This is a genomic window from Mycobacterium tilburgii (genome assembly GCF_902168065.1).
GTDB lineage: Bacteria > Actinomycetota > Actinomycetes > Mycobacteriales > Mycobacteriaceae > Mycobacterium > Mycobacterium tilburgii.
Genome location: NZ_LR655699.1, coordinates 40,537 through 66,277, shown reverse-complemented (window position 1 = coordinate 66,277; position 25,741 = coordinate 40,537). Strand labels below are relative to the sequence as shown.

19 protein-coding genes and 8 pseudogenes are annotated in these 25,741 nt (G+C 63.3%); 15 read left to right on the top strand and 12 right to left on the bottom strand.

Going from position 1 to position 25,741, the window contains the following annotated elements; translation table 11 throughout:
* The first annotated feature begins 103 nt into the window (after positions 1–103).
* From FQ389_RS06745 to FQ389_RS06725, 5 genes are read left to right on the top strand one after another with little or no spacing between them, the layout of a single operon-like run.
* Entirely contained in the window at positions 104–928 is an 825-nt protein-coding gene (locus FQ389_RS06745) for an ABC transporter substrate-binding protein (protein WP_260860563.1), read from the top strand.
* A gap of 35 nt (positions 929–963) precedes the next feature.
* The gene (locus tag FQ389_RS06740; RefSeq protein ID WP_260860556.1) at positions 964–1,992 is read left to right on the top strand and encodes a FecCD family ABC transporter permease; all 1,029 of its coding nucleotides are present in this window, start codon (positions 964–966) and stop codon (positions 1,990–1,992) included.
* Entirely contained in the window at positions 1,989–2,789 is an 801-nt protein-coding gene (locus FQ389_RS06735) for an ABC transporter ATP-binding protein (protein ID WP_144206442.1), read from the top strand. Before FQ389_RS06740 ends, FQ389_RS06735 begins: the two co-directional genes overlap by 4 nt.
* Before the next feature lie 32 nt (positions 2,790–2,821).
* Positions 2,822–4,117: a cytochrome P450 gene (locus FQ389_RS06730; RefSeq protein ID WP_144206441.1), complete on the top strand. Its 1,296-nt coding sequence runs from the start codon at positions 2,822–2,824 to the stop codon at positions 4,115–4,117.
* Positions 4,114–5,115 carry an L-tyrosine/L-tryptophan isonitrile synthase family protein gene (locus FQ389_RS06725; RefSeq protein ID WP_186296294.1) on the top strand — a complete coding sequence of 334 codons (1,002 nt, stop codon included), beginning with the start codon at positions 4,114–4,116 and terminating at the stop codon, positions 5,113–5,115. Before FQ389_RS06730 ends, FQ389_RS06725 begins: the two co-directional genes overlap by 4 nt.
* Here the strand turns inward: FQ389_RS06725 and FQ389_RS06720 are convergent, their stop codons facing one another.
* From FQ389_RS06720 to FQ389_RS06695, 5 genes are all read right to left on the bottom strand, one after another.
* Complete coding sequence (locus FQ389_RS06720; protein ID WP_186296293.1) at positions 5,116–5,535, bottom strand: cation-translocating P-type ATPase; 420 nt, start codon at positions 5,533–5,535, stop codon at positions 5,116–5,118.
* A 415-nt stretch (positions 5,536–5,950) separates the two neighbouring features.
* Positions 5,951–6,304 (bottom strand): P-type ATPase, encoded by a 354-nt coding sequence (locus tag FQ389_RS22210; RefSeq protein WP_186296292.1) that lies wholly within the window; start codon positions 6,302–6,304, stop codon positions 5,951–5,953.
* A gap of 848 nt (positions 6,305–7,152) precedes the next feature.
* A complete protein-coding gene (locus FQ389_RS19310) occupies positions 7,153–7,347 on the bottom strand; it encodes a Fe-Mn family superoxide dismutase (protein ID WP_260860554.1) in 195 nt (64 codons plus the stop codon).
* Positions 7,344–7,493 carry a Fe-Mn family superoxide dismutase gene (locus FQ389_RS19305; protein WP_260860562.1) on the bottom strand — a complete coding sequence of 50 codons (150 nt, stop codon included), beginning with the start codon at positions 7,491–7,493 and terminating at the stop codon, positions 7,344–7,346. Before FQ389_RS19305 ends, FQ389_RS19310 begins: the two co-directional genes overlap by 4 nt.
* Positions 7,494–8,111: 618 nt before the next feature.
* On the bottom strand, positions 8,112–8,876 hold the full coding sequence (locus tag FQ389_RS06695) for an aminotransferase class V-fold PLP-dependent enzyme (RefSeq protein WP_144206437.1): 765 nt from the start codon (positions 8,874–8,876) through the stop codon (positions 8,112–8,114).
* 602 nt (positions 8,877–9,478) lie between these two features.
* On the opposite strand from FQ389_RS06695, the gene FQ389_RS06690 reads away from it, so the two are divergent.
* Entirely contained in the window at positions 9,479–10,174 is a 696-nt protein-coding gene (locus tag FQ389_RS06690) for a GntR family transcriptional regulator (protein WP_144206436.1), read from the top strand.
* Positions 10,175–10,708: 534 nt separating this feature from the next.
* Positions 10,709–11,056, top strand: coding sequence for a hypothetical protein (locus FQ389_RS06685; RefSeq protein WP_144206435.1), 348 nt, complete (start codon positions 10,709–10,711; stop codon positions 11,054–11,056).
* Positions 11,057–11,803: 747 nt separating this feature from the next.
* On the opposite strand, the gene FQ389_RS19300 is transcribed toward FQ389_RS06685, so the two are convergent.
* Positions 11,804–12,472 carry a sulfotransferase gene (locus tag FQ389_RS19300; RefSeq protein WP_260860553.1) on the bottom strand — a complete coding sequence of 223 codons (669 nt, stop codon included), beginning with the start codon at positions 12,470–12,472 and terminating at the stop codon, positions 11,804–11,806.
* The gene (locus FQ389_RS19295) at positions 12,439–12,732 is read right to left on the bottom strand and encodes a sulfotransferase (protein WP_260860552.1); all 294 of its coding nucleotides are present in this window, start codon (positions 12,730–12,732) and stop codon (positions 12,439–12,441) included. The genes FQ389_RS19300 and FQ389_RS19295 overlap by 34 nt, the downstream gene beginning before the upstream one ends.
* Positions 12,733–12,878: 146 nt before the next feature.
* Here FQ389_RS19295 and FQ389_RS19290 point away from each other — a divergent pair.
* The 3 pseudogenes from FQ389_RS19290 to FQ389_RS06670 form a co-directional block, all read left to right on the top strand.
* Positions 12,879–13,138: pseudogene (locus FQ389_RS19290) on the top strand (TetR/AcrR family transcriptional regulator C-terminal ligand-binding domain-containing protein); the annotation flags it as partial.
* A pseudogene (locus tag FQ389_RS06675) lies at positions 13,118–14,082 on the top strand (DUF1214 domain-containing protein); the annotation flags it as partial. The pseudogenes FQ389_RS19290 and FQ389_RS06675, both read left to right, overlap by 21 nt.
* Positions 14,081–14,401: pseudogene (locus FQ389_RS06670) on the top strand (TetR family transcriptional regulator); the annotation flags it as partial. The pseudogenes FQ389_RS06675 and FQ389_RS06670, both read left to right, overlap by 2 nt.
* Before the next feature lie 18 nt (positions 14,402–14,419).
* Here FQ389_RS06670 and FQ389_RS06665 read toward each other — a convergent pair.
* Positions 14,420–15,027, bottom strand: a pseudogene (locus FQ389_RS06665) (GNAT family N-acetyltransferase); the annotation flags it as partial.
* A 144-nt stretch (positions 15,028–15,171) separates the two neighbouring features.
* Between FQ389_RS06665 and FQ389_RS06660 the strand changes: the two are divergent.
* The 3 genes and pseudogenes from FQ389_RS06660 to ag85C all read left to right on the top strand — a co-directional run bounded on the left by FQ389_RS06660 (position 15,172) and on the right by ag85C (position 18,067).
* Complete coding sequence (locus tag FQ389_RS06660) at positions 15,172–16,200, top strand: F420-dependent hydroxymycolic acid dehydrogenase (RefSeq protein WP_407662786.1); 1,029 nt, start codon at positions 15,172–15,174, stop codon at positions 16,198–16,200.
* Positions 16,095–16,837, top strand: a pseudogene (locus FQ389_RS06655) (ABC transporter permease). The gene FQ389_RS06660 and the pseudogene FQ389_RS06655 overlap by 106 nt, the downstream one beginning before the upstream one ends.
* Positions 16,838–17,071: 234 nt before the next feature.
* Positions 17,072–18,067: a diacylglycerol acyltransferase/mycolyltransferase Ag85C gene (gene ag85C, locus FQ389_RS06650; RefSeq protein ID WP_144206433.1), complete on the top strand. Its 996-nt coding sequence runs from the start codon at positions 17,072–17,074 to the stop codon at positions 18,065–18,067.
* A gap of 209 nt (positions 18,068–18,276) precedes the next feature.
* Here ag85C and FQ389_RS19285 read toward each other — a convergent pair.
* The 4 genes and pseudogenes from FQ389_RS19285 to FQ389_RS06630 form a co-directional block, all read right to left on the bottom strand.
* Positions 18,277–18,505 (bottom strand): annotated as a pseudogene (locus FQ389_RS19285) (DUF1275 family protein); the annotation flags it as partial.
* A 40-nt stretch (positions 18,506–18,545) separates the two neighbouring features.
* Positions 18,546–19,898, bottom strand: coding sequence for a maltokinase N-terminal cap-like domain-containing protein (locus tag FQ389_RS06640; protein WP_144206432.1), 1,353 nt, complete (start codon positions 19,896–19,898; stop codon positions 18,546–18,548).
* A 52-nt stretch (positions 19,899–19,950) separates the two neighbouring features.
* Positions 19,951–21,735 (bottom strand): maltose alpha-D-glucosyltransferase, encoded by a 1,785-nt coding sequence (treS, locus tag FQ389_RS06635; RefSeq protein WP_144206431.1) that lies wholly within the window; start codon positions 21,733–21,735, stop codon positions 19,951–19,953.
* 110 nt (positions 21,736–21,845) lie between these two features.
* Complete coding sequence (locus FQ389_RS06630; RefSeq protein ID WP_144206430.1) at positions 21,846–22,916, bottom strand: S1C family serine protease; 1,071 nt, start codon at positions 22,914–22,916, stop codon at positions 21,846–21,848.
* A gap of 148 nt (positions 22,917–23,064) precedes the next feature.
* Between FQ389_RS06630 and FQ389_RS06625 the strand changes: the two are divergent.
* Both FQ389_RS06625 and FQ389_RS06620 read left to right on the top strand, forming a co-directional pair.
* A pseudogene (locus tag FQ389_RS06625) lies at positions 23,065–23,474 on the top strand (TIGR03668 family PPOX class F420-dependent oxidoreductase).
* A gap of 149 nt (positions 23,475–23,623) precedes the next feature.
* Positions 23,624–25,715 (top strand): annotated as a pseudogene (locus FQ389_RS06620) (elongation factor G-like protein EF-G2).
* The last annotated feature ends 26 nt before the right edge of the window (positions 25,716–25,741 follow it).

The window sequence follows — 25,741 nt, the reverse complement described above, 5'->3', positions numbered from 1 at the left end:
GACTGTCTCCAATGCCTCCGAATCGATGCGTGCCGCACATCCCCACGCCCCGCCATGCCCTCCGGCGCCGTCGTTTTCGGCACCGCCGCAACGCATTGTGACGATGGACGGCGGCGCTGCGGCCATCCTTGACGAGTTGGGCGTAGGGGACCGCATTGTCGGCACCGCGAGCCCGGACTTCTTTGATGCCTTCCCCGAACCACAACGCCAGCGCCTGGCCCACATCCGGGTGATTGATTCACAACGTGGCTCCGCCGAAGCGGTGATCAACGCGAAACCTGACCTGGTCGTCGGAGTATCCGCGTATAGCTTTGGTGGCTTTGACGGCACGCCCACGGTGCCGCAGCTGCACGCAGCCGGGGCACAGGTGATGGTGGCCTGCCAGAACACGCAAAGGCCGGGACCGGTCACAGACCTCTCGGTCACCACGAATTTCATCGATGAGGTGGCGAAACTCTTCAACATCACGCAGCGCGGCAATGCCCTGAACGCACGAATCCGCCGGCAACTCGCCAGCGTTGCGCCGGCACCAGGTTCCGGCCCCATGCGCGTTCTTATCCTGTCGGCGGTGCCCATCGCCGGGCAACCGATCGTGACCCAAGGCGCATGGAGTCTTGCCAACGGCGTGGTCGCGTTGGCCGGCGGACGCAACATCGCCGGCGACGCCGACGCGGACTTCACCAGCATCAGTTCCGAAACGGTAGTGGCACGCGACCCGCAAGCTGTGGTCGTCATGATCGGCTTCGTTCCGCTCAGCGAACAGGAACTCACGGCGGCGATCCGGGAAAGTCCCGCCTTGGCCGGCACTACTGCGATGCGCGAGGGGCGAGTGGTCGCTGTGCCGCAAAGCATTGCGATGTCCCCCAGCGTCCTCAACGGCGAGGCCGTAGTCCGCGTCGCCCGCGCGCTCCGGGAGCAGCCAGCATGAGAGCGCGCCAAATTGGCAACCGGATGCCATTTGTGATGGCGAAACTTCCCATTTGGGCGCTGGCGGTGGTGCTGCTTGCCGCAGTGGTTGCATCAATGGTCGTTTCGGTCGGCTTGGGCGCGATCTGGATTTCGCCGGCGAAGGTGGTGCGCGTCCTCGCCGTCCACCTGTGCGGCGAGGAAAGTCGGGGCGGCGCCGACGATTTCATCGTCTGGCAGTTGCGCGCTCCGCGGGTGATAGAGGGTGGTGCGGTGGGAGCGGGGCTGGCATTGGCGGGGCTGCTCAGCCAGGCCTCGATTCGCAATCCTTTAGGCGACCCGTTCATCTTCGGACTCTCATCCGGATCCAGTGTGGGAGCGGTACTTGTAATCACCACTGGCGTCGTCGGGGTCGGCGGGCTCACAGTTCCATGCGCGGCCGTCCTTGGGGCCGGGGTTGCGGCCCTGCTGGTAGTCAGCTTGTCCAGGTCCGCCGGACGGCTGATGCCGGGAAAGTTGGTGATGACCGGATGTGCGATCGCTCAGTTTCTTGCCGCACTGACGTCATTTCTGTTGTTACACACCCGACAAGCCGATGCACAACAGCAGGTGCTGTTCTGGCTGCTCGGTAGCGTCGCAGGCGCCCGGTGGGTGCCGGCGCTGGTGTGCACCGCACTGGTGACAGTCGTATGCGCGGTCTCCGGCGTCCTTGGCAAGGTGCTGAATTTGTTGGTGTTAGGCGACGACGCCGCTGCCGCACTTGGTCTCAACGCCCATCGAACCCGCCTGGCGTTACTCGCGATGATCACCTTGTTGACCGGAACCGTGGTAGCCACCGCAGGAACCATCGGCTTTGTCGGGCTCGTGATCCCTAATCTCGCTCGCCTTGTGGTCGGCGCCGACCACCGTCGATCAGTTCCGGTCACCATCTTGCTCGGTGCTTTGCTAATGGTGTGGTCGGACAACGCGGCGCGACTGGTGTTGGCCCCCAGCGAGCTGCCGATCGGCATCTTGACAGCGGGCATCGGTGTCCCCGTGTTTCTCACAATCCTTTGCCGCCGCGCAGGTTTGACGGGTCTGGCATGAAATTGACAATCGATGACATCACAGCCGGGTATTCGCATCAGCCCGCGGTCTCAGGTGCCGGCTTCACCGTTGATGCGGGCGAGTTTGTGGCGCTGGTCGGGCCCAACGGCAGTGGAAAATCGACGCTGCTCAAGACGGTCTACCGGGCAATGCGGCCGCGATCGGGACGTATCCTCATTGACGGCGATGATGCATGGAAAGACCTGCGCCACAGTAACATTGCGCGTACTATCGGAACACTGCGACAAGACAACGACGGCGGATACGATTTCACCGTATACGAAGCCGTCAGCATGGGCCGGTCCCCTCATCTGGGAGTGTTCGGCCGACACAGCTCACGCGATCAACAGATCATTGATCAAAGCCTGCGTCAATGCCGGTGCGATATCTTGGCGGACCGGTGCGTGTCCACGCTCTCCGGCGGTGAGCGCCAGCGCGTCCTGTTCGCACGGGCGCTGGCCCAGCAACCACAGGTTCTGATACTCGATGAACCGACCAATCACCTGGATCCAGCGCATCAGATCGAGCTGCTGGAACTCTGCGTGTCCCTTCGAATTGGCGTAGTCGCCGCTCTGCACAGTCTTGACCTAGCCGCGCAGTACGCAACAAAAGTCGTTGTGTTGCAAGACGGCGCCGTCCACAGCATCGGCACGCCCGAAGAGGTTTTCGTTCCCAGGACGCTTCGCAATGTCTTCGGAGTGGACGGTTCATTGATTCGCGACGAGGTCACCGGCAGGCCGCGGGTACTGCTTCGCCGAAAGCCTCTCGTAGCTAGCCGGTCCCCCAGACCCTACTGAATTAGACAGCAGCGACGAAAGAGGCACAGCCTATGTCCTTCAACTCGAGCACCACCGGACACCTGCTTTCCGGAGCGCCCGACCCAGAATTACCTCGCGTTCTCCTGGATTCCGTTGCCTACCATAAAGATCCCTACCACTTATTTCACCATCTGACCGGGACCGGTGCGATACACCCGGTCCAGTTTCCCGCCGTGCATGCCTGGCTTGTCACCGGTTTCGACGCGGCCCGTCGTGCGTGTACGGATCCCCGGCTGGGTAAGGACCACCGGCGGGCAAGTCCTTATTTCCTGGCAAACGGATCGATCATGCCCGAACCGCAGCATTCCGCGCTCCAGGTCCATCTGCTCCATTCCGACGGTGAGCGCCACCGGCGTATGCGCCACCTGGTCACCGGGAAATTGTCACCGCGGCGGACGGAAGGCTTACGCGCTGCCATACGAGCTGAGGTCAACGACCTCATCGATGACCTGCCACGCCCGGTATCGGGTCTAGTAACCGTCGATTTGGTATCGGCGTTCACCGCTCCACTGTCTCTGCTGGTGCTCGCTCGCGCGATCGGGTTACCCACAGCACTGCGCAGGAAGTTCGACCGCAGATGGGGTTCGGTCGTCGCCCCGGTCGGCCCTCACCACCCGGATCGCGGTACATATGTGCGGAGGTTGCACGAACTACAGGCCTATATCGCCGAGGTGGTCTCGACGATGAGGACCTCCGACGATGATCGGACCGTCCTGGCGAACATCGTCCGCGCTACAGACGCTGGGTACATCACGGCTGCGGAGCGTGATTCGATGATCTTCCAACTCCTGGTTGCGGGCCAGGATCCCGTGTCAGCACAGTTGCAGCTGTGCCTGCTTGACCTGTTTGAGACCCCTGGCCTGGCCGAGCGGCTGAGGACACGAACACCCGATCTGCCGCGCGCGGTCGAAGAACTTCTGCGCCACGATAGTGCATTCTCACTGACCACTTGGCGCTTCCTTGATTCACCAGCGAGTCTGTTCGGAAAGCAGATACCGGCCGGCGACTCGGTCATTGTTGCGCTTGGGGCGGCCAACCGCGACCCTCGCGTTTTTCTCGATCCTGACGTTGTCAACATTGACCGAAAAACCAATCCACACTTGGCATTCGGATTTGGGCCACACGCCTGCCCGGGGGCAAAGCTTGCCCGCATTGAACTGCACGAGGCACTGTCTGCACTGCTGAATCGCCTGCCCGACCTTGCTATCGCGGCGCGGCGCGACGAACTGCAGTGGTCAACCGCGCCATTGACCCGAGCCGTCAGCCAGCTTCCAGTAACCTATTCCACCAAACTGGAGCGCCCGTGACCGTCGGTAATCTTGACCACTACCGTTTGCGCACCACGAAGTTGGCCGATATTGCCGATCGCGTTATCGAGGTCTTACTGGAGTATCGGCGCGCATTCGCGGGTGCAGAACTGTGCAACCACCGGCCCGTTGGATCCGTGACACCGTTGTGGGTCAGGGCCCGGCCTCAGTGGATACGGGTTCTTGACTTCGTACTGGCCGACGAGCCTGTCGAATTCGCGCTACCTGCGTTTCCCTGCAAATCACCGAATATGAACAAGGTGGCCGGAGCGCTACCGGACGAGGGCGAGCTGCTGGCACTGAGGACCCTACAAGGACTGTGTGACGACATCGCGGCTGTGTATGCTCCCGGTGCTCGGCTGACAATCTGCTCGGATGGCCACGTATTCGCCGACATCATCGGTGTTTCCGACCGCACCGTAGTCGAGTACAGGGACAACCTGCACCGATTGATACGGGTGGAGCGACTTGGTCGCCTACGGACATTCGACCTCTACGACATGTGGGGTGCAGCTGACATCGGCACGAAACGTTCACGCCTGGAACAGGGTTGGGCAGAATCGGTGGAAAGCCTTCGCCGCCAAGCTCGAACCGATTATGAAGTTGCGCGAGTCCTCGCCGGACTGACCCGATTCTTGCGCGAAGATTCGGTGGACAGCGACACGACATCCTCTCAGCGGCAGCGCGATGCCAGACGACGTGCGTACCTGGTTCTGGCACGGTCCAGGGCTTGGAGTGCGATTGTGCACAACCGTATGCCGCGGGCAGTGCGGCTCTCGATCCATCCGCAACCTCTCGGAGCGGATAAGTTCGGTGTGAGCCTTATTCCGCCGGCAGAATCGGGCGGAGGATGGACGACACCGTGGCATTCCGTCGTTCTGTACAACCATGAAGGTCGGCCTCGCTTGGTTAGACACGATTCCGCGCGCAAACAGGGCAACCCCGAACTGCGCGACGGCCACATCTGGTGTTATCGCGTGCAGCCTTCGACTGGTTAGCTAACGACACACGGCTCCAACCGTGTCGGCCGACTCTGCGTGCTGGCGCATCATGCGTTTTCGCACGTGACGGCGCTGATCGGCATCGCCATGCGAGTCGCCAAACCTCTTTAACCGCAGGCTGTTAGCCACCACGAGCAGCACCGACAACGCCCTGCTTGCCACCGCGCCCAGCGGGCTCAGCGATCCGGCAACAGCGATAGGGATTGCCGCGATGGTGTACCCAAGCGCCAACAACACGTTCCCTCTGACCGTACGCGTCATTGCCGTCGCCAAGTCGATGATGAGAAGTACACCGTCGAGATCGTCACGGAACAGCACAATGTCAGCGGACTCCGTCGCGCCGTCAGCGCCACCACCGATGGTGATCCCGATGTCCACGCAAGCAAGCCGCGCGGGAGTAATTGTCGCGCGCACCAACTATCACAATCATCCAACCCCGGTCGTGTAGCTGCTTGATTGCATGGTTTTTAGTTTCGGGCGTACTGCTGGCGAACACCTCGTCAAATTCGAGACGGCCGGGCTGCACTGTTGGAGTGGCCTCGGTGAGGAGCACACACCGTAGTCCGTGATCGTGGTCGTCGCAATGAGCTGGACTCAGAGTCGTTTGTCGGGTTTGTGATCACCAATCCGGAAGGCCGGAAGGCTTTTCATCGATTTCGGTGAGCGCGAGGGTGTCTACTGTCCGGGCAGCCCGCAGCCAGCGATAGCGCCGAACGAGAATCCCAGACCGATCACCGCGAATCGCCGCGATTGTCACGGCAATGGGGACCGCCAAGCTGAACGCGCATGGACACCCAACAACGATAACATCGAGGGCTGTCGAGAATGCCCCTCACGAAGTTGCCGCCGACGAACACCCACTCAAGAAAACGCAGGCTCGCCGCGGCGAACACGAATGGTACGAATGCCGAGCCGAGAATCGGTGCACATCGGGCAGTTGCCCACGCGCATGCCTAACTATGCGGTCCACATTTATGAGGTGAGTGCCACCGCCCACCTCGGCGGTTTCGACGATCAATCTGCCGTCAAGCACCTCGGTACCGCGGACGACATGCGTACCCGGGTGGACCTGGGCTGGACTCAACGCACCTTCCGACGCACTGGCGTCTATGGTCGCCGAACTGGCAACAACAAGACCGTCGGCAGCGATGGTCTGGCCGGTAAGGACTCGAAAACGTTGCTGCACCAGGAGTTAAACGGCCGGAATAACCGTTTCCGACCCGTCGGTACCAACCACAGCCACGTCTTGGGGGTTGTGGTTGGTGGCCAGCTCCCGTATCGCCCTGGCCATCTTGCACTTCACACGTGACTCAAAATAACTCTGTGCCAACATGATTACACCAATCAGAGCAGCGATATCGAAGTAAAAAGCATCGTTTCCGATCAGCGCTGCACGAATCCCGGTCTCCGAGGCGGGTCGCCGATTCAACATAACGTCATAGAGTGCGCGGAACGCTGCGGGCGCGGATGGCTAATCGCGAACCTATGCAGTGGCCACGCCGCCCAGGTAACGGACGGTAAGGCGACCGCGATCACCACCCAGCGCCACCCGAAGAAACGGACGTGGGGTTCTGCGGTGAGCATCGCCGACAGGCTAGCCGGGAGTAGTAACAGGACGGTTGCAACGACTAGGCTCACCAACAGATATCGTGAATCGGCCGCGTAACGTCCGCATCCGTCTTTAGTGACCAAGGTTCTTGGTAGCCCGGTTTAGCTATCCAGTCGGTAAACCGCGAAACCCGGCTCCGCCACCTCGGTAGGCCTGCAGACCCGGCAGATGGTTATCCGCAGCCGTACGTAGCTCCCCCACAGCGATATTCGTCTCACCGCACTACATCTCGACCATATTGCAGGCTGTCGATTCCCGAATGATTTGGACTTAGCTCAACGCTCCGAGTGTCAAGTCGTGGCCTTAGTCATAGTATATATGATACATAAGATATGATGCTATTTGCGCCGGAGATGCCCGTTCACTATCCCGGCCAGATTCCGGACGCTTTAATGGGTTAGCGGCCGGTTCCTCAGTTCGGTTGATTACGTATGCATATGACGATCAATGTGGGCACGTATCCTAGCGCAATCGACGAACTCCGTGAATTGGCCTGCCTGGGCTGCCTCGAACCGCCTGGCGACGTCAGTCCAGTCCACGACCGACCACAACCCTTCGATGTAGTCAGTTCTGAAACGGTACTGTGTATAAAAAGCGTGGTATAAAAAGCGTGCTCTCACACGTCGAAGACGAGAAGCGGCATGCTTGTTATGGCCAAGTCAAAGTGGTGGTCCTGTATCTGTTGCGTCACAAGGCGTTCCCTGGCCGGGTCCCACGCCAGCGTACCCCAGCCTGATCCGGGGACATTGGCGGTGCCCCCACTCATCTTTGTACAAAAGGCATTCCAGTCCAGGCAAAGTCGTGGTATCGTCACTGGCCCGAACTTCAGCGATCTGCTCGGCAGTCGCATTTTCTCGGCCGTGTTACCTGGTCGCCAACCTTAATGGCGGGATTCGATCGGACCCGCATTGACGAGCCACAAAGCGTCCGGCGGGTCGCCAGCATCGTTCGATTGATGAGATCGCTACCGGGACAATTACACTCATTTTGCCGTCCTTCTCTCGGACGTCCCCTACTCCTGTGTAGTTGCAGCCATGGAAGCCATCCCCTAAGCGCAAAGGTTGTCAGCGTTAGCCCGTGCTGAACATATGTGACCATTGCAATATTTTATTGGTTTGCCAGTGGCCACGGCGTAGTCACGCCCTCGGTCCTGCACGCCGCCTCCCGAGCACGATCACACGCTTGAGATATGACCCCGACGTCACCGCCGTGTGGATAATATATATTATTAGTGGTATAATATACGTATGTTATTTCCGGGAGGTTGTCGCATCGACGACCGTGGGCAACATCGCAAGGTTGAAGACCCCCTGAGAACTCAAGTATGGCAGACGATAGGCGAACACAATGAAACTGCAGACCGAGATTGCCAGTGCGGCAACCCCTACCGGTACGTGCCGTGACGACAGAGAATACCCGGGCAGCTGTCCAGGTCATTCTGCGCCGCGTCGACACGTGCCTGGTCGTCTTCTGTTTTTCCGCCGATCCCCGCGTAGTAATAGCCCGCGATGTCTTGAACCAATCGTGAGTGCCCCAATGCAGCGCGGGCCACCAACTTGTGTGCGGATATGGATAGCAGTACCCCACCGGTGCCGAGGGTCGACAGGTCGAATTTGCCCGCGGTTTGTACGGCGTCGAAATGAAACGGCACCCCGTTGCGAGCCGTCAACGCAGTAATCTCGTCGACCGGCTGAATCTCACCCGTATGGTTGTTTGCATGCATGACCGAACCCAGCACCGTATCGGGCCGCAGCGCGTGAGCGATTGCAGGCGTGTCGATGCGCCCTGAACGGGACGGGTCCACCAGAGTTATTTCGACCCCGAGTTGTGCTAGCGCACTTGCATTCTTAAGGACAGACGGATGCTCGATCGAGGTCGTGACGTGATGTCCCGTGAACCGTCGGGGTGCGAACGTTCCCCACATTGCGATTGTGTTGACCTCGGTACCACCGGCCACCACTGCACCCGCGCCATCGGGGTGATGCTGACGGGAACGCTGGTCGGTGTGTTCACCTCCATTACAGCGGGTGAGGTGATTGCCTCCGTGTTGTCCTGGCGGGATGCCTTCATGGTGGCAGCCGGTGTTCAACTCATGTCGTCCATAGCCGTTGTGGATATCCTCCCGGCCGGACCACGCACGCGGGTGCACTGCTCTTCTCCTAAGCCGACAGGTCGAGCAAGCACGCCGTCACCGATGCTCAACCGGTACATGCTATCGTTGATCATCGCCGCAGCCCTTGTCACGTTCTGGACCCTGACCAGCGTCGGGCTCTGCGGCTATGCAACGATCTCTCGCTTCGGCTTGCCTGCCGTAGCCTGGTCGGCGTACTCGGAGCGGTAGCGGACGTTGCATATGTCGGGGGTCGGCTTGCCAGAGGCGATCTTTGCGCCCAGCCGATTGACTAGTGCCGCCTCCTGCTAGCCAGGCAGGGCGCTGCATCTGTCCTCCCGTCGATGCGTCGGCGCGCCTTGGCATGAACGACGGTAATATCGTCGCTGGAGATTTCGACGGGTCGCTTCCCGCTCGTCGACGACACTGTTCGCGGTGGACTAACCAAGCAGCGTGACGGTCCAGAACGACTGTTGTGCGCAGCAATCAAGTCTATCACTGGCATCCAGTCCTGGAACACTGCACGGCACAAGAAATTTACAAATCAATCCGATATTGTCATGCAGTATGAATAGGTATCAACGGTGCCGACGATATACGATATTCTGTGAACAACGCCGGAGCAAGGAATACATACGAAAATGCGCAGCGTATCTTACGCCACTCGCAAGAGCGACGTGGATCCTGACACTCCTCGCACTGGGGTTGACCTTGCCCGCGAAACAGTGCGGGACATGATTTTGCGGGGAGAAATTGGCGTCGGTAGTCGTGTGATCCTCGCCGACGTTGCGCAACGGATCGGGACGAGCGTGACTCCTGTACGCGAAGCACTCCGTGACCTCGCCGCGTCGGGATTAGTCGACATCGATGCACATAAGGGTGCCCGGGTACACGAATCCAGCGCTGCCGAGCTAACCGAGATCTATGCGTTGCGGTCGCTGCTTGAATCACGGGCAATGGCCGAGGTGGCCGCGCTCACCGAAGAAGACCGTGTCGTCGCCTGTACCATCGCCTCCAAATTGGTCAAGCAAATGGACGGCAAGAAGGACATGGGGGCCTGGACGACGCTGAATCACAATCTGCACGCTTGTCTTGTAGAACCGCTACGTACCAGATGTCCGCTGTTGTTCAACATGATCCAGACTTTGCGAAACCGCTCGATGTTGCCCGTGGCAAAGATGATGCGAGACGACCCAGCATTGGCGGTCAAAGCGAACCGCTACCATCGGGCGCTTGTGACTGCAATCCGCAAGGGCGACTCTGATCGGGCGGCGCGGGTGCGCACGGAGCACCTAGATCGCGTGATCAACATCATGCTGAAGTCCTTCGAGCAGTAGAGCGGCTAACCGGCAACCGCACCTGCGATGTGCCCCTTTGGTGGCCACCGCGATGACAACTCGAAATCGGCCGTCACCGAAGAGGGGGTCTGCTGCGAGATTGCCGGTACCGTGATGCCGCCAACAGCAGTCCATGCTTGATCCGATGCCGTCGGCATGATGAGCCGGTGCAGCCCGGGCCGGAGCCGTTGTCGACCGTGATTGTTCTCAAGTCGCGGATTTTTCCAGGCGTTCCACTCGCCCGACCGCCGTGTGCTCTGACCTGCTTCGGCTCGGCGAGGTGCGGTGCGCGAGCGATCGTCACATCGGCGCTTACACCAAAGACGTCGACGTCCTCTCGTGAACTCTGGCTTCGAGATGTCGGTAATCGCCTGCAATCGTGGTCTCGAGCCGAATCTCGAGATGATTGCAGTCGCTGGGATTCGAAGGAAGCGGTGAACTGTGTCTGACTAGCCTCATCCCAGGAATAAAGCCATTTATTGTTACCGCACAGGCGATCTCGTCACCGTCGCGCGGGATAGTACGTCCGACCGGATGACCGTCGAAATCCTCGGTCAGGCCAGTGCTCGGGTGAGCATTCGCGGACAGCCGCGCACCACCGCGGAGATCGACGATGCCATCCTCATCGACGCGGGGTTCGGTATCGGCGTCGAGGACCTCGAAAAGGTTGAGGACCTCGAAGATAGTTGGGAGAGACAGGCGGCGAGCGCTCTGGTTACCGTGGCGACCGCAAAAGTCCCCATCTCTGGAAAGCCGTACAAAAAAATTGTACGCCGTCGCTCCCCAAGCCTGGCCGACCAACACCTTCATCGCACCGGAAACGGGTTCACCTGTGCCGAGCACGCAACGAATGTCAAGGTCGTCGCAAACCTCGACACGTAGCTTTGACTCAGCTCTGCCACTTCCAGCAGCAGCGACGGGGCACCCACCGTCGGATAGCGGAAAGATGTCGAGACGAGTGATTCCGACCTCTTTGGCCGCGTACGCAATGGTGCTGCAAATCGAATCCAGTTCGTTCGGAGCCACAACGGCAAGGATCGATTTCTGGCCCTTCACCGAAGTGGCGATCGACTACCGAGCGCAATGCGTGGGCTACCACTTGGCAATTCAGGTCGAATTCAAAACCGTCCTGGGGGAACGGGTTAGGGTGGCCGGTGCTTCCCAGGCTTTCGAAATAAGTGAGCGTCACCGATTGATCCGCGGAGCACGTCGAACATGGCGTCCCGGACGTCGTCGTCAGTGGTGAAGGGGAGCAGGGCAAGGTTGTCCAACGTCAGGGTGGAAGGTCGCACCCAGACCAAGCGGTAGGCGTAGAAACGAGAATGCCACTGAGCGTGGGCAACAACCTCACGCAAGGTTGCACACTGCCATCGGTGCAGGTCATCCGGCGACAGACTGCCCTTCAGCCACCGGTCGAGAGTGTCGGACCATTTGCCGATGTCCATTGGTGTGTCGTCCTGCCTAATCGATTTAGACAATATACGATATTAAAGAATATATATTATAGTACCCGTACCTGGTGGGCGTGCTGCGTACCGGATCTGGCAATACCCCTGCAGTTCCAGCGGTTTGCGCTAGGCCAGAAATCGCTCGACATAGGGGGCGAACCGAGCATGGATCGCCCCCTCGTCAGCCAGAACATGTCGAATGACGTTTCCACGCTGCCCAATCGGCCACGCCGGTGCCCGGACAGGTAGTCGGCGACCGCTTTGTTGACCTCGTAGGTGAACGGTTCGCCGTCCAGGGCATAAACCCGCTGGGCAACACCCATTTCGTCGGCCATGAAGTCGTCGAATCGGACGTCGATGGAGCGGTCCGGGCCGATGACGTCCCGATCGCGGACCAGTCACTCAGCATGTGATCGAGTCGGTCGATCCAGGACTCGGCGGTCTGTTGCACCGGCACCGGGGTGCGGTGCATGCGCGCGGAGTAGGTGATCATCGCGATCATCGACAATGGCACCGGATCACGGTGGGTGAACACGACGATGCTGTCGCCGAACACGCGATCCAACACCCGCACCTGCTTGAGGTGCTGGGGCGACTTGAGCAGCCAGCGCTGACCACCGCGCAAGAACTGCTCGCTCTGAGTTGCGTGGCGAGGTTCGTAGTGCGGCGTCTGGTCGTGGGCCTGGTAGTAGTCTCGCCAGCGGGGCATTTCGGCCAGCGTTTCCAGCAGCATCGTGGACACGTCGTTGGCCAGCAGCTGGATCTCCTCGTGCACGTGCTCGGTCGTCATCTCGTGCATGAGCGCGAAATGCGGCATCACCGTGTTGAACACTCCGACCGCGAAATCCATTCGGGTGCGACGCGGATCTGGTTGGATAACAACCTAATTCGGCAATAGAAACGGCTCGACGCTCTCCCCGTACGGCATGGTGCGGAAAGTCGGGGCGCCGCCAGCAGGTTGTGCAGATGCGTGGTGCCGGTGCGGGGCAGGCCGGCGATCACCACCGGTGAGCGCAGCGCGATGTCGTTGATCTCGGGGTGCCGCTTGAGCAGGTCGGCCAACAGCAGGCGGTTCTTGAGCACCTGCAGCAGTTGGTCGTAGAAGTTCACCCGGCTCGCGCCATGCAGGCCGTCGATCTCGTGCAGCGCAGCCAGTAGAACTCGAGGCGTTCTCGGTAGTCGTCCGGCCCGAAGTCATGTAGCCTCGTTGCGGCGCTGGCCTGCGCGTGCAGCGCGTCGGCATCCAACGGGCACCGGTCAGCGAGATGGCGGCCGATCCCACCCTGCATAACGCACTGCTGGATCGGTTCACCGACATCATCGCCGGCGGGCTCGCCGCCTGGCTGACCTCGCCGCGGCCCGCGGCGAGGTCAGGCCGGACATGACGGCCGCCGAGTTGGCGGAGGTGCTCGCCGGCATCACGCTAATCAGCCTGCTCACCCGGCTCGACGACCTCAACCCTGCCCACCACTACACCTGGATCGACCGCACCACGATGTTACTCCTGAAAGGAATCGGCACATGGACGCACGAATCGACGACCGCGTGGGCGGGAACCGCTGTCCACGCTCGGGGATCTGGACCGCACCTTTCTGGACGGTGACCGTGCGGTCACCTACGACCGCCACGTCGCCGACGGATATCGCATCCTGGCCACCACCCTGGGCGTGGCGTTGGACACCTACCTGTTCCCCGAGCCCGGCCGGCCGCAGTTCGTCGCGGTCAACACGCCGTTTCGGCGCGACCGCCGATGGGGCTGCGACAACACCGACTCGTTTTACTTCATCTGCCCCGTCGATCCGACGCGCCGCTATCGCATCAGCGGCAACAAGAGCGACAGCGTGTACTTTATTGGTGACCGCCTACAACGAGCCATCACCTGGAGCCTGGTCGGACCGCATTGTCGCCATAATCCGCGACACTGATCTCGACATCAACACCGACGGCAACTTCTCCTTCGAATTTCCCGTGACTCCCGATGCGGCGGTGCTGAGGACCCGCGACTATCAGGCACACCCGCAAACCGGCCGCACGGTCGGCTGGCGCATCGAGGCGCTCGATGAGCTAGAGCCGATCCGGCACGGCGACACCGAGACCGCGGCCAGCCTGCGGGCCGCGACGGCCTGGATGCGGATAATTTTCGCCATCGTGCCGCTGGCGGTGGGGGACGCGTGTCGACTAGGAGCACGGCCTGGGGCACGAAACCGTCCGCCCCGCTAACGAATTAGCCGACCCATGCCAGGTTCCCGGCGCGAATTTCGGCTGGCAGGTGCGCGACGCCTGCTACTCGTACGGTAGTTTCGTGCTGGACGACGACGAGGCGCTGGTGATCACGCATCGGCCGCTGTCGTGCCGGTTCTGGAACCTGGTGGTCTGGAATCAGTTCATGGCCACCTACGGCGATCCAAAGCGCCCGCCACCCGCTCGTCGCTGAACAACCACAGCGCGGTACCCAAGAGTCGCCGAGCGGCGCGAACACTGGCGGCTGATCGGCCGCGAGCGCAAATAGCGGGCTGAGCGTGCTGCGTTACGCGATCCGCACCGAGATCGGCTGATCACCTCGGAGCTGGCCACCGACCTGGCCCGGTTCCCGCGGCTGAACGCGTGGAGCACCGAAGACCTCAACGTGCTGGCGACGCTGTTCGTCAACGCGATGATCGTCATCGCCGAGGCAATCGAGGACACCCAGACCGCCGAGGGGATCGAGGACATCCGCCGGCTGGCCGTCAAACAGCTGCGCATGATCGCCGTCGGCCATGGCGGGGTGGGTAGAGCACCCCTGACCGTCAGCGCGGATCCACATCGCCCACAGCGGCGGCCCGCCCGCCCGGCAGCGGGATCTCCTCCATCACACTGAAGCCAAAACGCTGTTTAGTACGGCACATTTTTGCGCTTGCTCGACTCGAGGTAGGCCGGGCAGTACTTGGCGCCGCAGCGGTCCAGCCGTGATCGCATCAGCGCCTGTTCGTAGCCTTGGCCGCGCACCGCCGGATCGCTGCCGATCGCGGCCAGATACCCAGTGCGGCTCCTCGGGACGTTTGCGCTCCATCGTTTCCAGGATGGCCCGGGCCGTCCCCGACCGCAGGCCGAACACCCGCAAAAAGGCCGGCATCATCGCCAACTGCGTCCAGTGCGATTCCTGCCACTGGTTCGGCGGATCCCACAGGGCGGCACCGCCGATACCGCCTGCCTCGGGGCTGGTGCCCGTGCCGGACACCTCGACGCCGCCGCGCGGCAGATGCTAGTGACGGGTCATGGCCGCAAACATTCGGGTTAGATGCCCGGCTCGCGTCTTGCTGTCGGGAAAGATCCACATCATCACCGGGTAGTCGAAAAGGCCCAGCTCAGGGTCACCGACAGCGCACGCAGATCGGCCTTCCGCGCCGGACGCGCCTGGGGAGCCATGACGCCAGGCTAACGGGTGGCGCCGGCAATGCACACCAAAAGCGCGCCGGGCGTGCTGGTATCGGCGTTGGGTACCTTGGTTAGGTGGTGGGTCTCTCACGTCGGACATTCGGTCAGCTGGCGGCCGGCGCGAGCGTGCTTGGCATCGGCGGCGCGGCGGCGTGCTACCGCGTCGACGAGCATCGCATCCCGGCCAGTCCGCCGCCGATCACCAAAGGTGTGGGAATCGTGTTGTCCCACGAGCAGTTTCGGACCGATCAGTTGGTGGAACAAGCCCGGGCTGCCGAACGGGCCGGGTTCCAATACGTTTGGGCCAGCGACCACCTGCAGCCCTGGCAGGACAACGAGGGTCACTCCATGTTCCCGTGGCTGACCTTGGCGCTGGTGGGCAACAGCACCCGTCACATCTCCTTCGGCACCGGTGTCACCTGTCCGATCTACCGCTATCACCCGACCTCGGTGGCTCAAGCGTTCGCGTCGCTGGCGATCCTGAACCCCGGCCGAGTGTTCTTGGGGCTCGGTACCGGCGAACGCCTCAACGAGCAGGCCGCCACGAAAACGTTCGGTAAGTACACCGAGCGGCACGACCGGCTGGTCGAGGCGATTTCCCTGATTCGTCAGCTGTGGGGCGGAGAGCGAATCTCGTTCGCGGGGCGCTACTTTCAGACCGACTCACTGAAGCTGTACGACCTCCCCGCGGCGCCGCCGCCGATCTTCGTCGCCGCCCACGGCCCCAAAAGCGCGCGGCTGGCCGGACAGTATGGGGACGGCTGGATCACCCCAGCGCGCAACCTCACCAATCTCAAACTGCTGGGCGCGCTCAACGACGGCGCCCACGCCGCCGGGCGTGATCCGTCGACCCTGGGCAAGCGCGCCGAACTGTTCGCCTTCGTCGGCGAGCCCGACGAAGCCGCCCGCGCGGCGGAGTTGTGGCGATTCACCGCCGGCGTGGTCGACCAGCCCAATCCGGTCGAGATTCAGCGTGCCGCCGAATCCAACCCGATCGACAAGGTGCTGGCCAATTGGACTGTCGGGACCGACCCCAACACGCACATCACCGCCGTGCAGTGGGTTCTCGACGGCGGCGCCGTACCGTTCCTGCACTTCCCGCAGGGCGATCCGATTGCCGCCATCAACTTCTATCGCGACTACGTGCTGCCCAAGCTGCACTAACCAGTTGCCGCCGGGCCGCATTGCGCGGCCTACGTTTACTGTCCTATCTCGCCTTCCTGGCGCCGGGCATCATCGCCCAGTCGGCCTTGTTCATCTCGATCTTCTATGGCATCCAGATCATTTGGGATCGAGACTCCGGCGTGCTGGCCAAGTTGATGGTGACGCCCGCCCCGGCCTCGGCGTTGATCACCGGGAAGGCGTTCGCCGCCGGGGTACGGTCGGCCGCGCAGGTGGTGGGTGTGATGGCGCTGGCGTACCTGATGCGCGTCGGCCTGACCCCCCAATCCGTTTCGCATCCTGGCGGCCATGGTCGTCGTGATGCTCGGCGTCGCGTTCTTCGCGTGTCTGTCGATTACGCTGGCCGGGCTGGTCCGCAACCGTGACCGCCTGATGGGTATCGGGCAGGCCATCACGATGCCGTTGTTCTTCGCGTCCAACACGCTGTATCCGATCGACGTGATGCTCGCGTGGGCTGCGCGCCCTGAACACCATCAACCCGCTGAGCCACGTGGTCAACGCGTTGCGTGTGCTGCTGATCGGCAGCCCGATGAATCCGCTGGACGTCGTCGTGTTGCTGGTGGCCGCGGTGATCGGAATAGCCACGGCGTCAACGCTTTTGCGTCTCCTAGTCGCCTGACAGCCGCACTCACAGATAGCGGATGCACACTCGCGGCACAAGACCGCGGCACGGTATCGAGCGCGGATCGTGACCCGAATGTTACGAGTTCTGGCCGACTCTCAATCGTTAGCCAACCGCGACCTACCCACCCGGCCGCGACGAACGAATCCGACCCACCCGCCGTGTTTGACTCCGGGAGAACAGATTCCACCGCATCTCGCGGCAGATGAAAGTTGGGATGGGTTAAGAGCTATGACATTCGTTGAGAAGTTACGGTGCGCTGCGTCAACCATGCCGCGCCGGCTGGCTATCGCGGTTGTAGGCGCTGCCCTGTTGTCCGGTCTGGTCGCCGTTGTGGGCGGCTCGGCGACTGCGGGGGCGTTCTCCAAGCCGGGTCTTCCAGTGGAGACCCTCCAGATTCCATCACCGTCGATGGGTCGCAACATCAAGGTGCAGTTCCAGGGGGGCGGCCCGCACGCCGTCTACCTGCTCGACGGTCTGCGGGCACAGGATGACTTCAACGGCTGGGACATCAACACCCCGGCGTTCGAGGAGTTCTACCAGTCCGGCCTGTCGGTGGTCATGCCCGTCGGCGGCCAATCCAGCTTCTACACCAACTGGTACCAACCATCGGCCAGCAACGGCCAGACCTACACCTACAAGTGGGAGACGTTCCTGACCCAGGAGATGCCGCTGTGGCTGCAGGCCAACAAGCAGGTCTCGCCGCTGGGCAACGCCGCGGTCGGCCTGTCGATGTCGGGCGGCTCCGCGCTGATCCTGGCCGCCTATTACCCGCAGCAGTTCCCCTACGCAGCATCGCTGTCCGGCTTCCTCAACCCGTCCGAGGGTTGGTGGCCGACGCTGATCGGCCTGGCGATGAGCGACTCGGGCGGCTACAGTGCCAACAGCATGTGGGGTCCGTCGACCGACCCGGCCTGGAAGCGCAATGACCCGATGCTGCAGATTCCGCGGCTGGTCGCCAACAACACTCGCGTCTGGGTCTACTGCGGTAACGGCACCCCGAGCGATCTCGGCGGCGACAACATGTCGGCGAAGTTCCTCGAGGGACTGACGTTGCGCACCAACCAGCAGTTCCAGAACACCTACATCGCCTCGGGTGGACGCAACGGCGTGTTCAACTTCCCGGCCAACGGGACGCACTCGTGGCCCTACTGGAACCAGCAGCTGATGGCGATGAAGCCGGACATGCTGCAGGTGCTGAACACGGGGGCGGCTCCCGCGGCCTGACGCCCGGAACGAGCATCGGCAGCAGCGCACCGGTCAAGCGCTGCTGCCGATGCTTTTGGTGCGCCGGGATCAGTCGCCGGGAGACTAGTCGAGGACCGCGCGCCGGTCCAGGTGCAGGTACGTAACGGCGGTGGTCGGCGCGCACACCGGACGCGACGATGAGCATCCAGGTGCCGTTGACGACCACGCTGATACAGCCACCGATCGTCGCGCCGGCAGACCGAGGCGACCACGACCCCGGTGAGAAAGCACAGCATCAGCACGCCCGCCGAAATCGCCAGCAACACATCGTGGCGGAAGAACCCCAGCACCGCGCTGGGCGGTACCCATCATAAAGGTGACGAAGTATCCCTCGGAGTGGGTGAACGCGGTTGCCGTCAGGATCCCGGCCAGCACCCAGGACAGCCGTGCTTCGCTGTCGAAAATTTCACTCACCACGCGCACGTGCTTTAAAAGCCCGGCCCGGCGCCGCGCCGACTCATGCGGCCCCGGTGAGCCGGCTGATCGCCCGCAGCGGGATCGGCAGCCAACTCGGCCGGTGCCGCGCCTCGTAGCCGGCTTCGTAGACGGCCTTGTCCAGCTCGTAGGTCGCCAGCAGCAACGCCGAATCGCGCGGATCGGTTTCCGACGCCGCCGCGTAGCCGTCGCAGAACGCTGCCCGATTGCGCTCGACCCATTCCCGTGCCCGCGCCGCCAGCTGCTTGTCCCCCTCGTTGTCCACCAGCGGTCCGTACGCGGCGTACTCGAACGACCGCAGCATCCCCGCCACGTCACGCAGCGGCGAGTCGGGTGCCCGCCGCTCCTCGAGCAGCTGGCCGGGTTCACCTTCGAAGTCGATCAGCAGCCAGCCCTCCGGGGTGCGCAGCACCTGCCCCAGATGCAGGTCGCCGTGCACCCGCTGGACCGTGATCATCTCGCCGGACAGCTTCTGCAAGCGCTCTTCGATCGTGGCCGCGTGCTCGGCCAGCTCGGGAACCTGCGCCACCGCCGACGCCACCCGCGCCAGCATGATGTCCAGCGGGAAAGTCACCTCCGCCGTGCCGAGAGCTTCGGCGAGGGTGGCGTGCACGGACGCGACCGCCTCGCCGAGCCGATAAGACTCCCCGGCGAAATCTCCGCCGACCTCGTGGGCGTACAGGTCGCCCTCGGCGAACAGGTCGCGCACGCTGGCCGTCGCCATGGCCCAGCCTTCGGCGGCGGTGGCCGCGAACTCGGTGACCATGCCCAGCGGCCACGCGGTGTCCTCGGCATCGTCCCCCCCCGCGATCTCGTAAGTGCCGAGCAGTCGGGCGACGTTCGGGTTGCCGGCGCGGCCGAGCACCCGGTTCAATTCGATGTCGGGGTTGATTCCGCTGCTGACACGACGAAACACCTTGAAGATGGCGGACCGATTGAAAATCACGCTGGTGTTGGATTGCTCGGCGTCGGCGACGCGCGGCTCCGCGTCCAGCGGCAGCGCAATGTCCGGCTCCTTGCGGAACACCACGTGCGTGCCGGCGGCCTCGCGGTCGGCCGACTCGTCGAGCAGCGACAGCAAGAACCGCGGTCCATCGGTGCCGTACAGCGCGTCGTAGCCGGTCCGATTGCCGGCGGCGCCGATGGTGGCCACCATATTATACTCGGTGACCGGTTCGGCGTCCCACCCGACCAGCACCTGATAACGCTCGGCGGGCCCGCTGACATAATTGGCATCGACCAGGACCAGCTCGAGGTTGTCGCGCAGCGGGACGACGAGCGCAGGCTCGGCGCTGACCAGGTCGCGGTTGCGCCCGGCGTACCAGCGCTGCTGTGGCAGCCAATCGATCCACGGCAGCTTGACTAACTGGGTCATCTGCGCCACTCCTCCTCATCGCTTCGCTTTGCATCGTTGTGGGCGCGGGTCGTCATGCGTTCTCCTCTGATGCGCACAGTTGGAACCAATAGAAGCCATGCCCAGGCAGTGTCAGCAGATACGGCAGGTGTCCGATCCGTGGAAACTCCACGTGCCCGGTGAGCTCGATCGGCGTGTAGCCGCTCCAATGCTGCAGGCGCAGCTCGATCGGCTGCGGGAACCTTGACAGATTGTTGACGCAGAGCACGGTGTCGCCGTCACCTGGCGCCTGGCGCAGGAACGCCAACACCGACGGGTTCGACCCGCCGAGCTCCTCGAACGAACCGATGGCGAACGCCTCGTGCCGGCGGCGCACCGACAGCATCACCCGGGTGAAGTTGAGCAGCGAGGTCGAGGTGTCTCGCTGCGCTTCGACATTGACAGCCTGGTATCCGTACACCGGATCCTGGCTCGGGGGCAAATACAGGCGACCGGGATTGGCCTTGGAGAAACCCGCGTTGCGGTCCGGTGTCCACTGCATCGGCGTGCGCACGCCGTCGCGGTCACCCAGCCAGATGACGTCGCCCATGCCGATCTCGTCGCCGTAGTACAGCACTGGCGAGCCGGGCAGCGACAGCAGCAGCGCGGTGAACAGCTCGATCTGGTTGCGGTCGTTGTCCAGCAGCGGGGCCAGCCGGCGCCGGATCCCGACGTTGGCCTTCATCCGCGGATCCTTGGCGTATTCGGCGTACATGTAGTCGCGCTCTTCGTCGGTGACCATTTCCAGGGTCAGCTCGTCGTGGTTGCGCAGGAAGATGCCCCACTGCGCCATCTCGGGGATCTCCGGGGTTTGCGCGAGGATCTCCGAGATTGGGAAACGCGATTCGCGCCGCACCGCCATGAAGATGCGCGGCATCAGCGGGAAGTGGAACGCCATGTGGCATTCGTCGCCGCCGGTGCTCGGGTCGCCGAAGTACTCGACGACGTCGGCGGGCCACTGGTTGGCCTCGGCGAGCAGCACCCGGCCCGGGTACTCGTCGTCGATCACCTTGCGGACCCGTTTGAGGAACGCGTGCGTCTCCGGGAGGTTCTCGCAGTTGGTGCCCTCGCGCTCGAAGAGGTACGGGACCGCGTCCAGCCGGAAGCCGTCGATGCCCAGGTCCAGCCAGAACCGCAGGACGTCGATCATCGCCTCTTGCACGACGGGGTTATCGTAGTTCAGGTCCGGCTGATGCGAGAAGAACCAGTGCCAGTAGAACTGCTTGCGAACCGGGTCGAACGTCCAGTTCGACTCCTCGGTGTCGATGAAGATGATCCGGGCGTCGGCGTAGCGCTCGCTGGTGTCGCTCCACACGTAGAAATCACCGTACGGCCCGTCGGGGTCGTGACGGGACTCCTGGAACCACGGATGGGACTCCGAAGTGTGGTTCATCACCAGGTCGGTGATCACGCGGATGCCGCGCTGGTGTGCGGCATCGAGCAGCGCGACGAAATCTTCGACGGTGCCAAAGTCGGGCAGCACCTTGTAGAAGTCCCGGATGTCGTATCCGCCGTCGCGCAGCGGGGAGTCGTAGAAGGGCGGCAGCCAGATGCAGTCGATGCCGAGCCACTGCAGATAGTCGAGTCGCTCCATCAGACCGCGCAGGTCACCGGACCCGTCGGCGTTGCCGTCCAGGAATGCTCGCACCAGCACCTCGTAGAAGACGGCGTGTTTGAACCAGGTCGGGTCCGCGGGCAGCGCAGCCGCGTTCTCGAAATCCTCCGCGTTGGGGTGCTCGACGACACCCCCCTCGACGTGACTGCCTTCCGCGGGATCGTGCTCAGGATCCTTTTTCGAGGCGTCTGTTACGTCGTTCATCAAGTCCACGATGCCACGTGTACCCGAGCCCGGCAGCCGGGAATCACGCCGCTAATCCGCTGCGGTAGCAATCGAATTGATTGTTGACCAGGCGATCCTCGCCGGCCGGATCAGGCCGGCGGCCCGTCGCCCAGCGTCACCGGCGCGCTGCGCTGGCCTCCCTGACCCGACTCCCAGTGCAGCGTGATGACGTCGCCGGGGTGATGCGGGACCATCACGTCGGTCATCGCGGTGGGACCGCTGATCGGCACATTGTCGACCGTGGTGATGACGTCGCCGGGCGCGATTCCGCTGCCGGCGGCCGGACCGCCGTCGACGATGCGTTGCACCCTTGCCCCGGTGCCGCCGTTTTCGGCCACACCGAGACCGAGGAAGGCGGTGGGCCCGATGTGCACGGTGTTGGAGCTGGCACCGGCTCGGATCTGATTGGCCACGGCCATCGCGCGGCCGATCGGGATGGCGAAGCCCTGACCGCCCGACATCTTGTAGCTGTCGGTGGCGGCGGTGTCCACCCCGACCACCTGTCCGGCCATGTTGACCAGCGGCCCGCCCGAGTCGCCGGGCTTGATCGCCGTCTCGGCCTGGATCAGCCCACCCAGCGTCTCGTTGGCACCGGTCAGGGTGTCGTTCGCCGACACGGTCTGGTTGAGCGCGACCACACGCCCGGGTATGACGCTGGGCGCGCCGCCCTGGCCGTGGGTGTTACCCAGCGCGACGACGGGCTCGCCGACGGCAACCCCGCCGCCGATCGTGGCGGTGGGCAGGCCAGCCGCGTCGCGCAGCTGCAACACGGCGACGTCGGCTTTGCGCGAGTAGCCGACCACGTCGACGGCGTAGGTCTGGCCGTTGCCGACGTCGTAGGCGCTGATGTCGGTGGCGGCCGAGATTACGTGATTGTTGGTCAGCACCACGCCGTTCGGATCGATGACGATGCCGGTCCCGGCGCCCACCGCGCTGTTGTAGCCGAACCGGGTGTTGATGTTGACGACCTGCGGTCCGACCTGCGCGGCGATCGCCGCGGGGTCGAGCGCGATCAACGGCGCGTCCGCGTACCGGTCCAGCGCCAGGTTCGGCGGCGCCGCGGAGGCCGGGACCCCGGTCAGGGTCAGGCTCAGGCCGAGCGCAGCCAGCAAACCGGCCAACCGTGACCACCAGACCGAGCGGTGCCGCCAGTTGCCCATCCCGTACCTCCCTGCGTCGGGGTCTGAATCACAAGTGGCCCAGCCTTGATCTCTGGACCGCACAGCTTTGTGTACCTCACCGTAATGCAGGTAGCCGGTTCCGGCCGGGACAAAATGGCGGCCCACTAACGGCCCCTAAGCTGGCATGGTGGGCGATTTCGACCCCAAAATCGGCCTCACCCTGGCCCCGGTGACCCTGCTGGCCACCAGCACGCCGGACGGGAGACCGCACCTGGTGCCGGTCGTCTTCGCGCTCGCCGCGGAACCCGGCGGGCCGCCTGAGGTGGTGTACGCGAAGCCGAAAAGCACGCTTCAGCTACGCCGGCTGGCGAACAACACGAGCAATCCGCGGGTCAGCCTGCTGCTCGACCACTACGCCGACGACTGGGCGCAGTTGTGGTGGGTCCGGGTCGGGGTGTGGCGACCATTCATCACGACGGCGAACCGCTGCGCACCGGGTATCGGCTCCTCCGCGCCAAATATTCCCAGTACCAAGAGGTTTCGCTGAACGGGCCGGTCATCGCGATCACCGTGCACCGGATCACCGTGCACCGTTAGTCCAGCTGGCACGCCTGACAGGTGAGCATCGGGCCCGTGATTGCGGCCTTATGTTGGGCGGCAGTTGGGAGAAAGGTTGCCTATACGTTCTGTGAACCACGACACATGGCCGGCCAATTGAACGTCGGCCGATTAAACTTAAAAAATTCATGGCGGACAAGGCAAACACTTCCCAAGGCGCCGGAGCCGCCCCCACCGCGAACTGTCCCGGCGATGTCCGCAACATCGTCTTGGTCGGGTGCCGGCAAGACGACCACTGGTGGAGGCCGGCGGGGTGCTGACCAGACCGGGCTCGGTCATCGAGGGCAGTACCATCTGCGACTACGACGATGCCGAAATCCGCCGGCAGCGGTCGATGGGTGTTGCAGTCGCCTCTTTGGCACATGGCGGCATCGAGGTCAATCTGGTCGACACGCCCGGCTACGCCGACTTTGTCGGCGAGCTGCGGGCCGGCCTGCGCGCGGTGGACTGTGCGCTGTTCGTGGGCGAACGAGGGCTGCTACGGTATCGACGAGCCGACCAAGTCGCTGTGGCAGGAATGCAGCCAGGTCGGGATGCCCCGCGCCGTGGTGATCACCAAGCTCGACCACGCCCGGGCGCACTACCTGCAGGCCCTGCAGTCTGCGCAGAAGGCGTTCGGCGACAAGGTTTTACCGCTCTACCTGCCGACCTCGGAGAACAACTGCACGCGGCTGATCGGCCTGCTGTCGCAGCAGCGCTACCGATACCGACGGTCGGCGCACCGTTGAGCCTCCCGACCCCGCAGACGCCGACCGGATCGCGGAGGCCCGCGGCGCGCTGATCGAGGGATCATCGAGGAATCCGAGGACGAGTCCCTGATGGGGCGGTACCTGGGCGGCGAATCGATCGACGAATCCTTGCTGATCGAGGAGTTGGAGTGGGCCGTGTCCCGCGGATCGTTCTTCCCGGTCATCTCGGTGTGCAGCGGCACCGGAGTCGGCACCCTAGGAATTGCTCGAGGTCACCCACCCGGGGGTTCGCGTCGCCGATGGAATATCCGCTCCCGGAGGTGTTCACCCCGCACGGCGCCAGGCACGCGGACCTGGCCTGCGACGCCGACGCGCCCTTACTGGCAGAGGTGGTGAAGACGACGTCAGACCCCTACGTTGGCAGGGTGAGCCTGGTCCGGGTGTTCTCCGGGACCATCAGGCCCAACACGACGGTGCACGTGTCGGGCCATTTTTCGTCGTTCTTCGGCGGTGCCGCTGGGGCGTCGGGAAACAGCACCACCCATCCCGATCACGACGAGGACGAACGGATCGGGGTGCTGTCGTTCCCGCTGGGCAGGCAGCAACGGCCCGCACCGGAGGTCGTCGCCGGCGACATCTGCGCGATCGGCAAGCTGAGTCGCGCCAGGGACACGCTCTCCGACAAGGCCGAACCGCTAGTGCTCAAACCGTGGGCCATGTCGGAGCCGTTGTTGCCGACTGCCATTGCGGCGCATGCCAAGACCGACGAGGACAAGCTCTCGGTCGGTCTGGCCCGGTTGGCGGCCGAGGATCCGACGCTGCGGACCGAGCAGAAGGTGCTCAAGGCGCTGGCCAACCGGTACGGCGTCACGGTCGACACCGTGGAATTGCGCGTCCCGCTGCGGGAGACGTTCGCCGGCAAGTCCAAAGGCCACGGCCGTCACGTCAAGCAGTCCAGCGGGCACGGCCAGTACGCGGTGTGTGACATCGAGGTGGAGCCGCTGCCCGAGGGCACCGGGTTCGAGTTCTTAGACAAGGTGGTCGGCGGCGCGGTGCCGCGTCAATTCATTCCGAGCGTGGAGAAGGGCGTCCGAGCGCAGATGGAAAAGGGAGTGCATGCCGGCTATCCCGTCGTCGACATTCGGGGCACCCTGCTCGACGGCAAGGCCCACAGTGTGGACTCGTCGGATTTCGCGTTTCAGATGGCGGGTGCGCTGGCGTTGCGTGAGGCGGCGGCCGCGACGAAGGTCACCCTGCTCGAGCCGATCGACGAGATCTCGGTGTTGGTGCCCGACGATTTTGTGGGCGCGGTGATGGGTGATCTGTCCGGCCGCCGTGGCCGGGTGCTGGGCACCGACACCGCGGGTCAGGACCGCACGGTGGTGCGGGCGGAGGTGCCCCAGGTCGAGCTGACCCGGTACGCGATCGATTTGCGCTCACTCGCCCATGGAGCCGCATCGTTACCCGGTCGTCCGTCCGGTACGAGCCGATGCCCGAGACGGCGGCAGCCAAAATGAAGGTTAGTGTTTGAGCACCTGCGAATCAGCCAGATTGGGA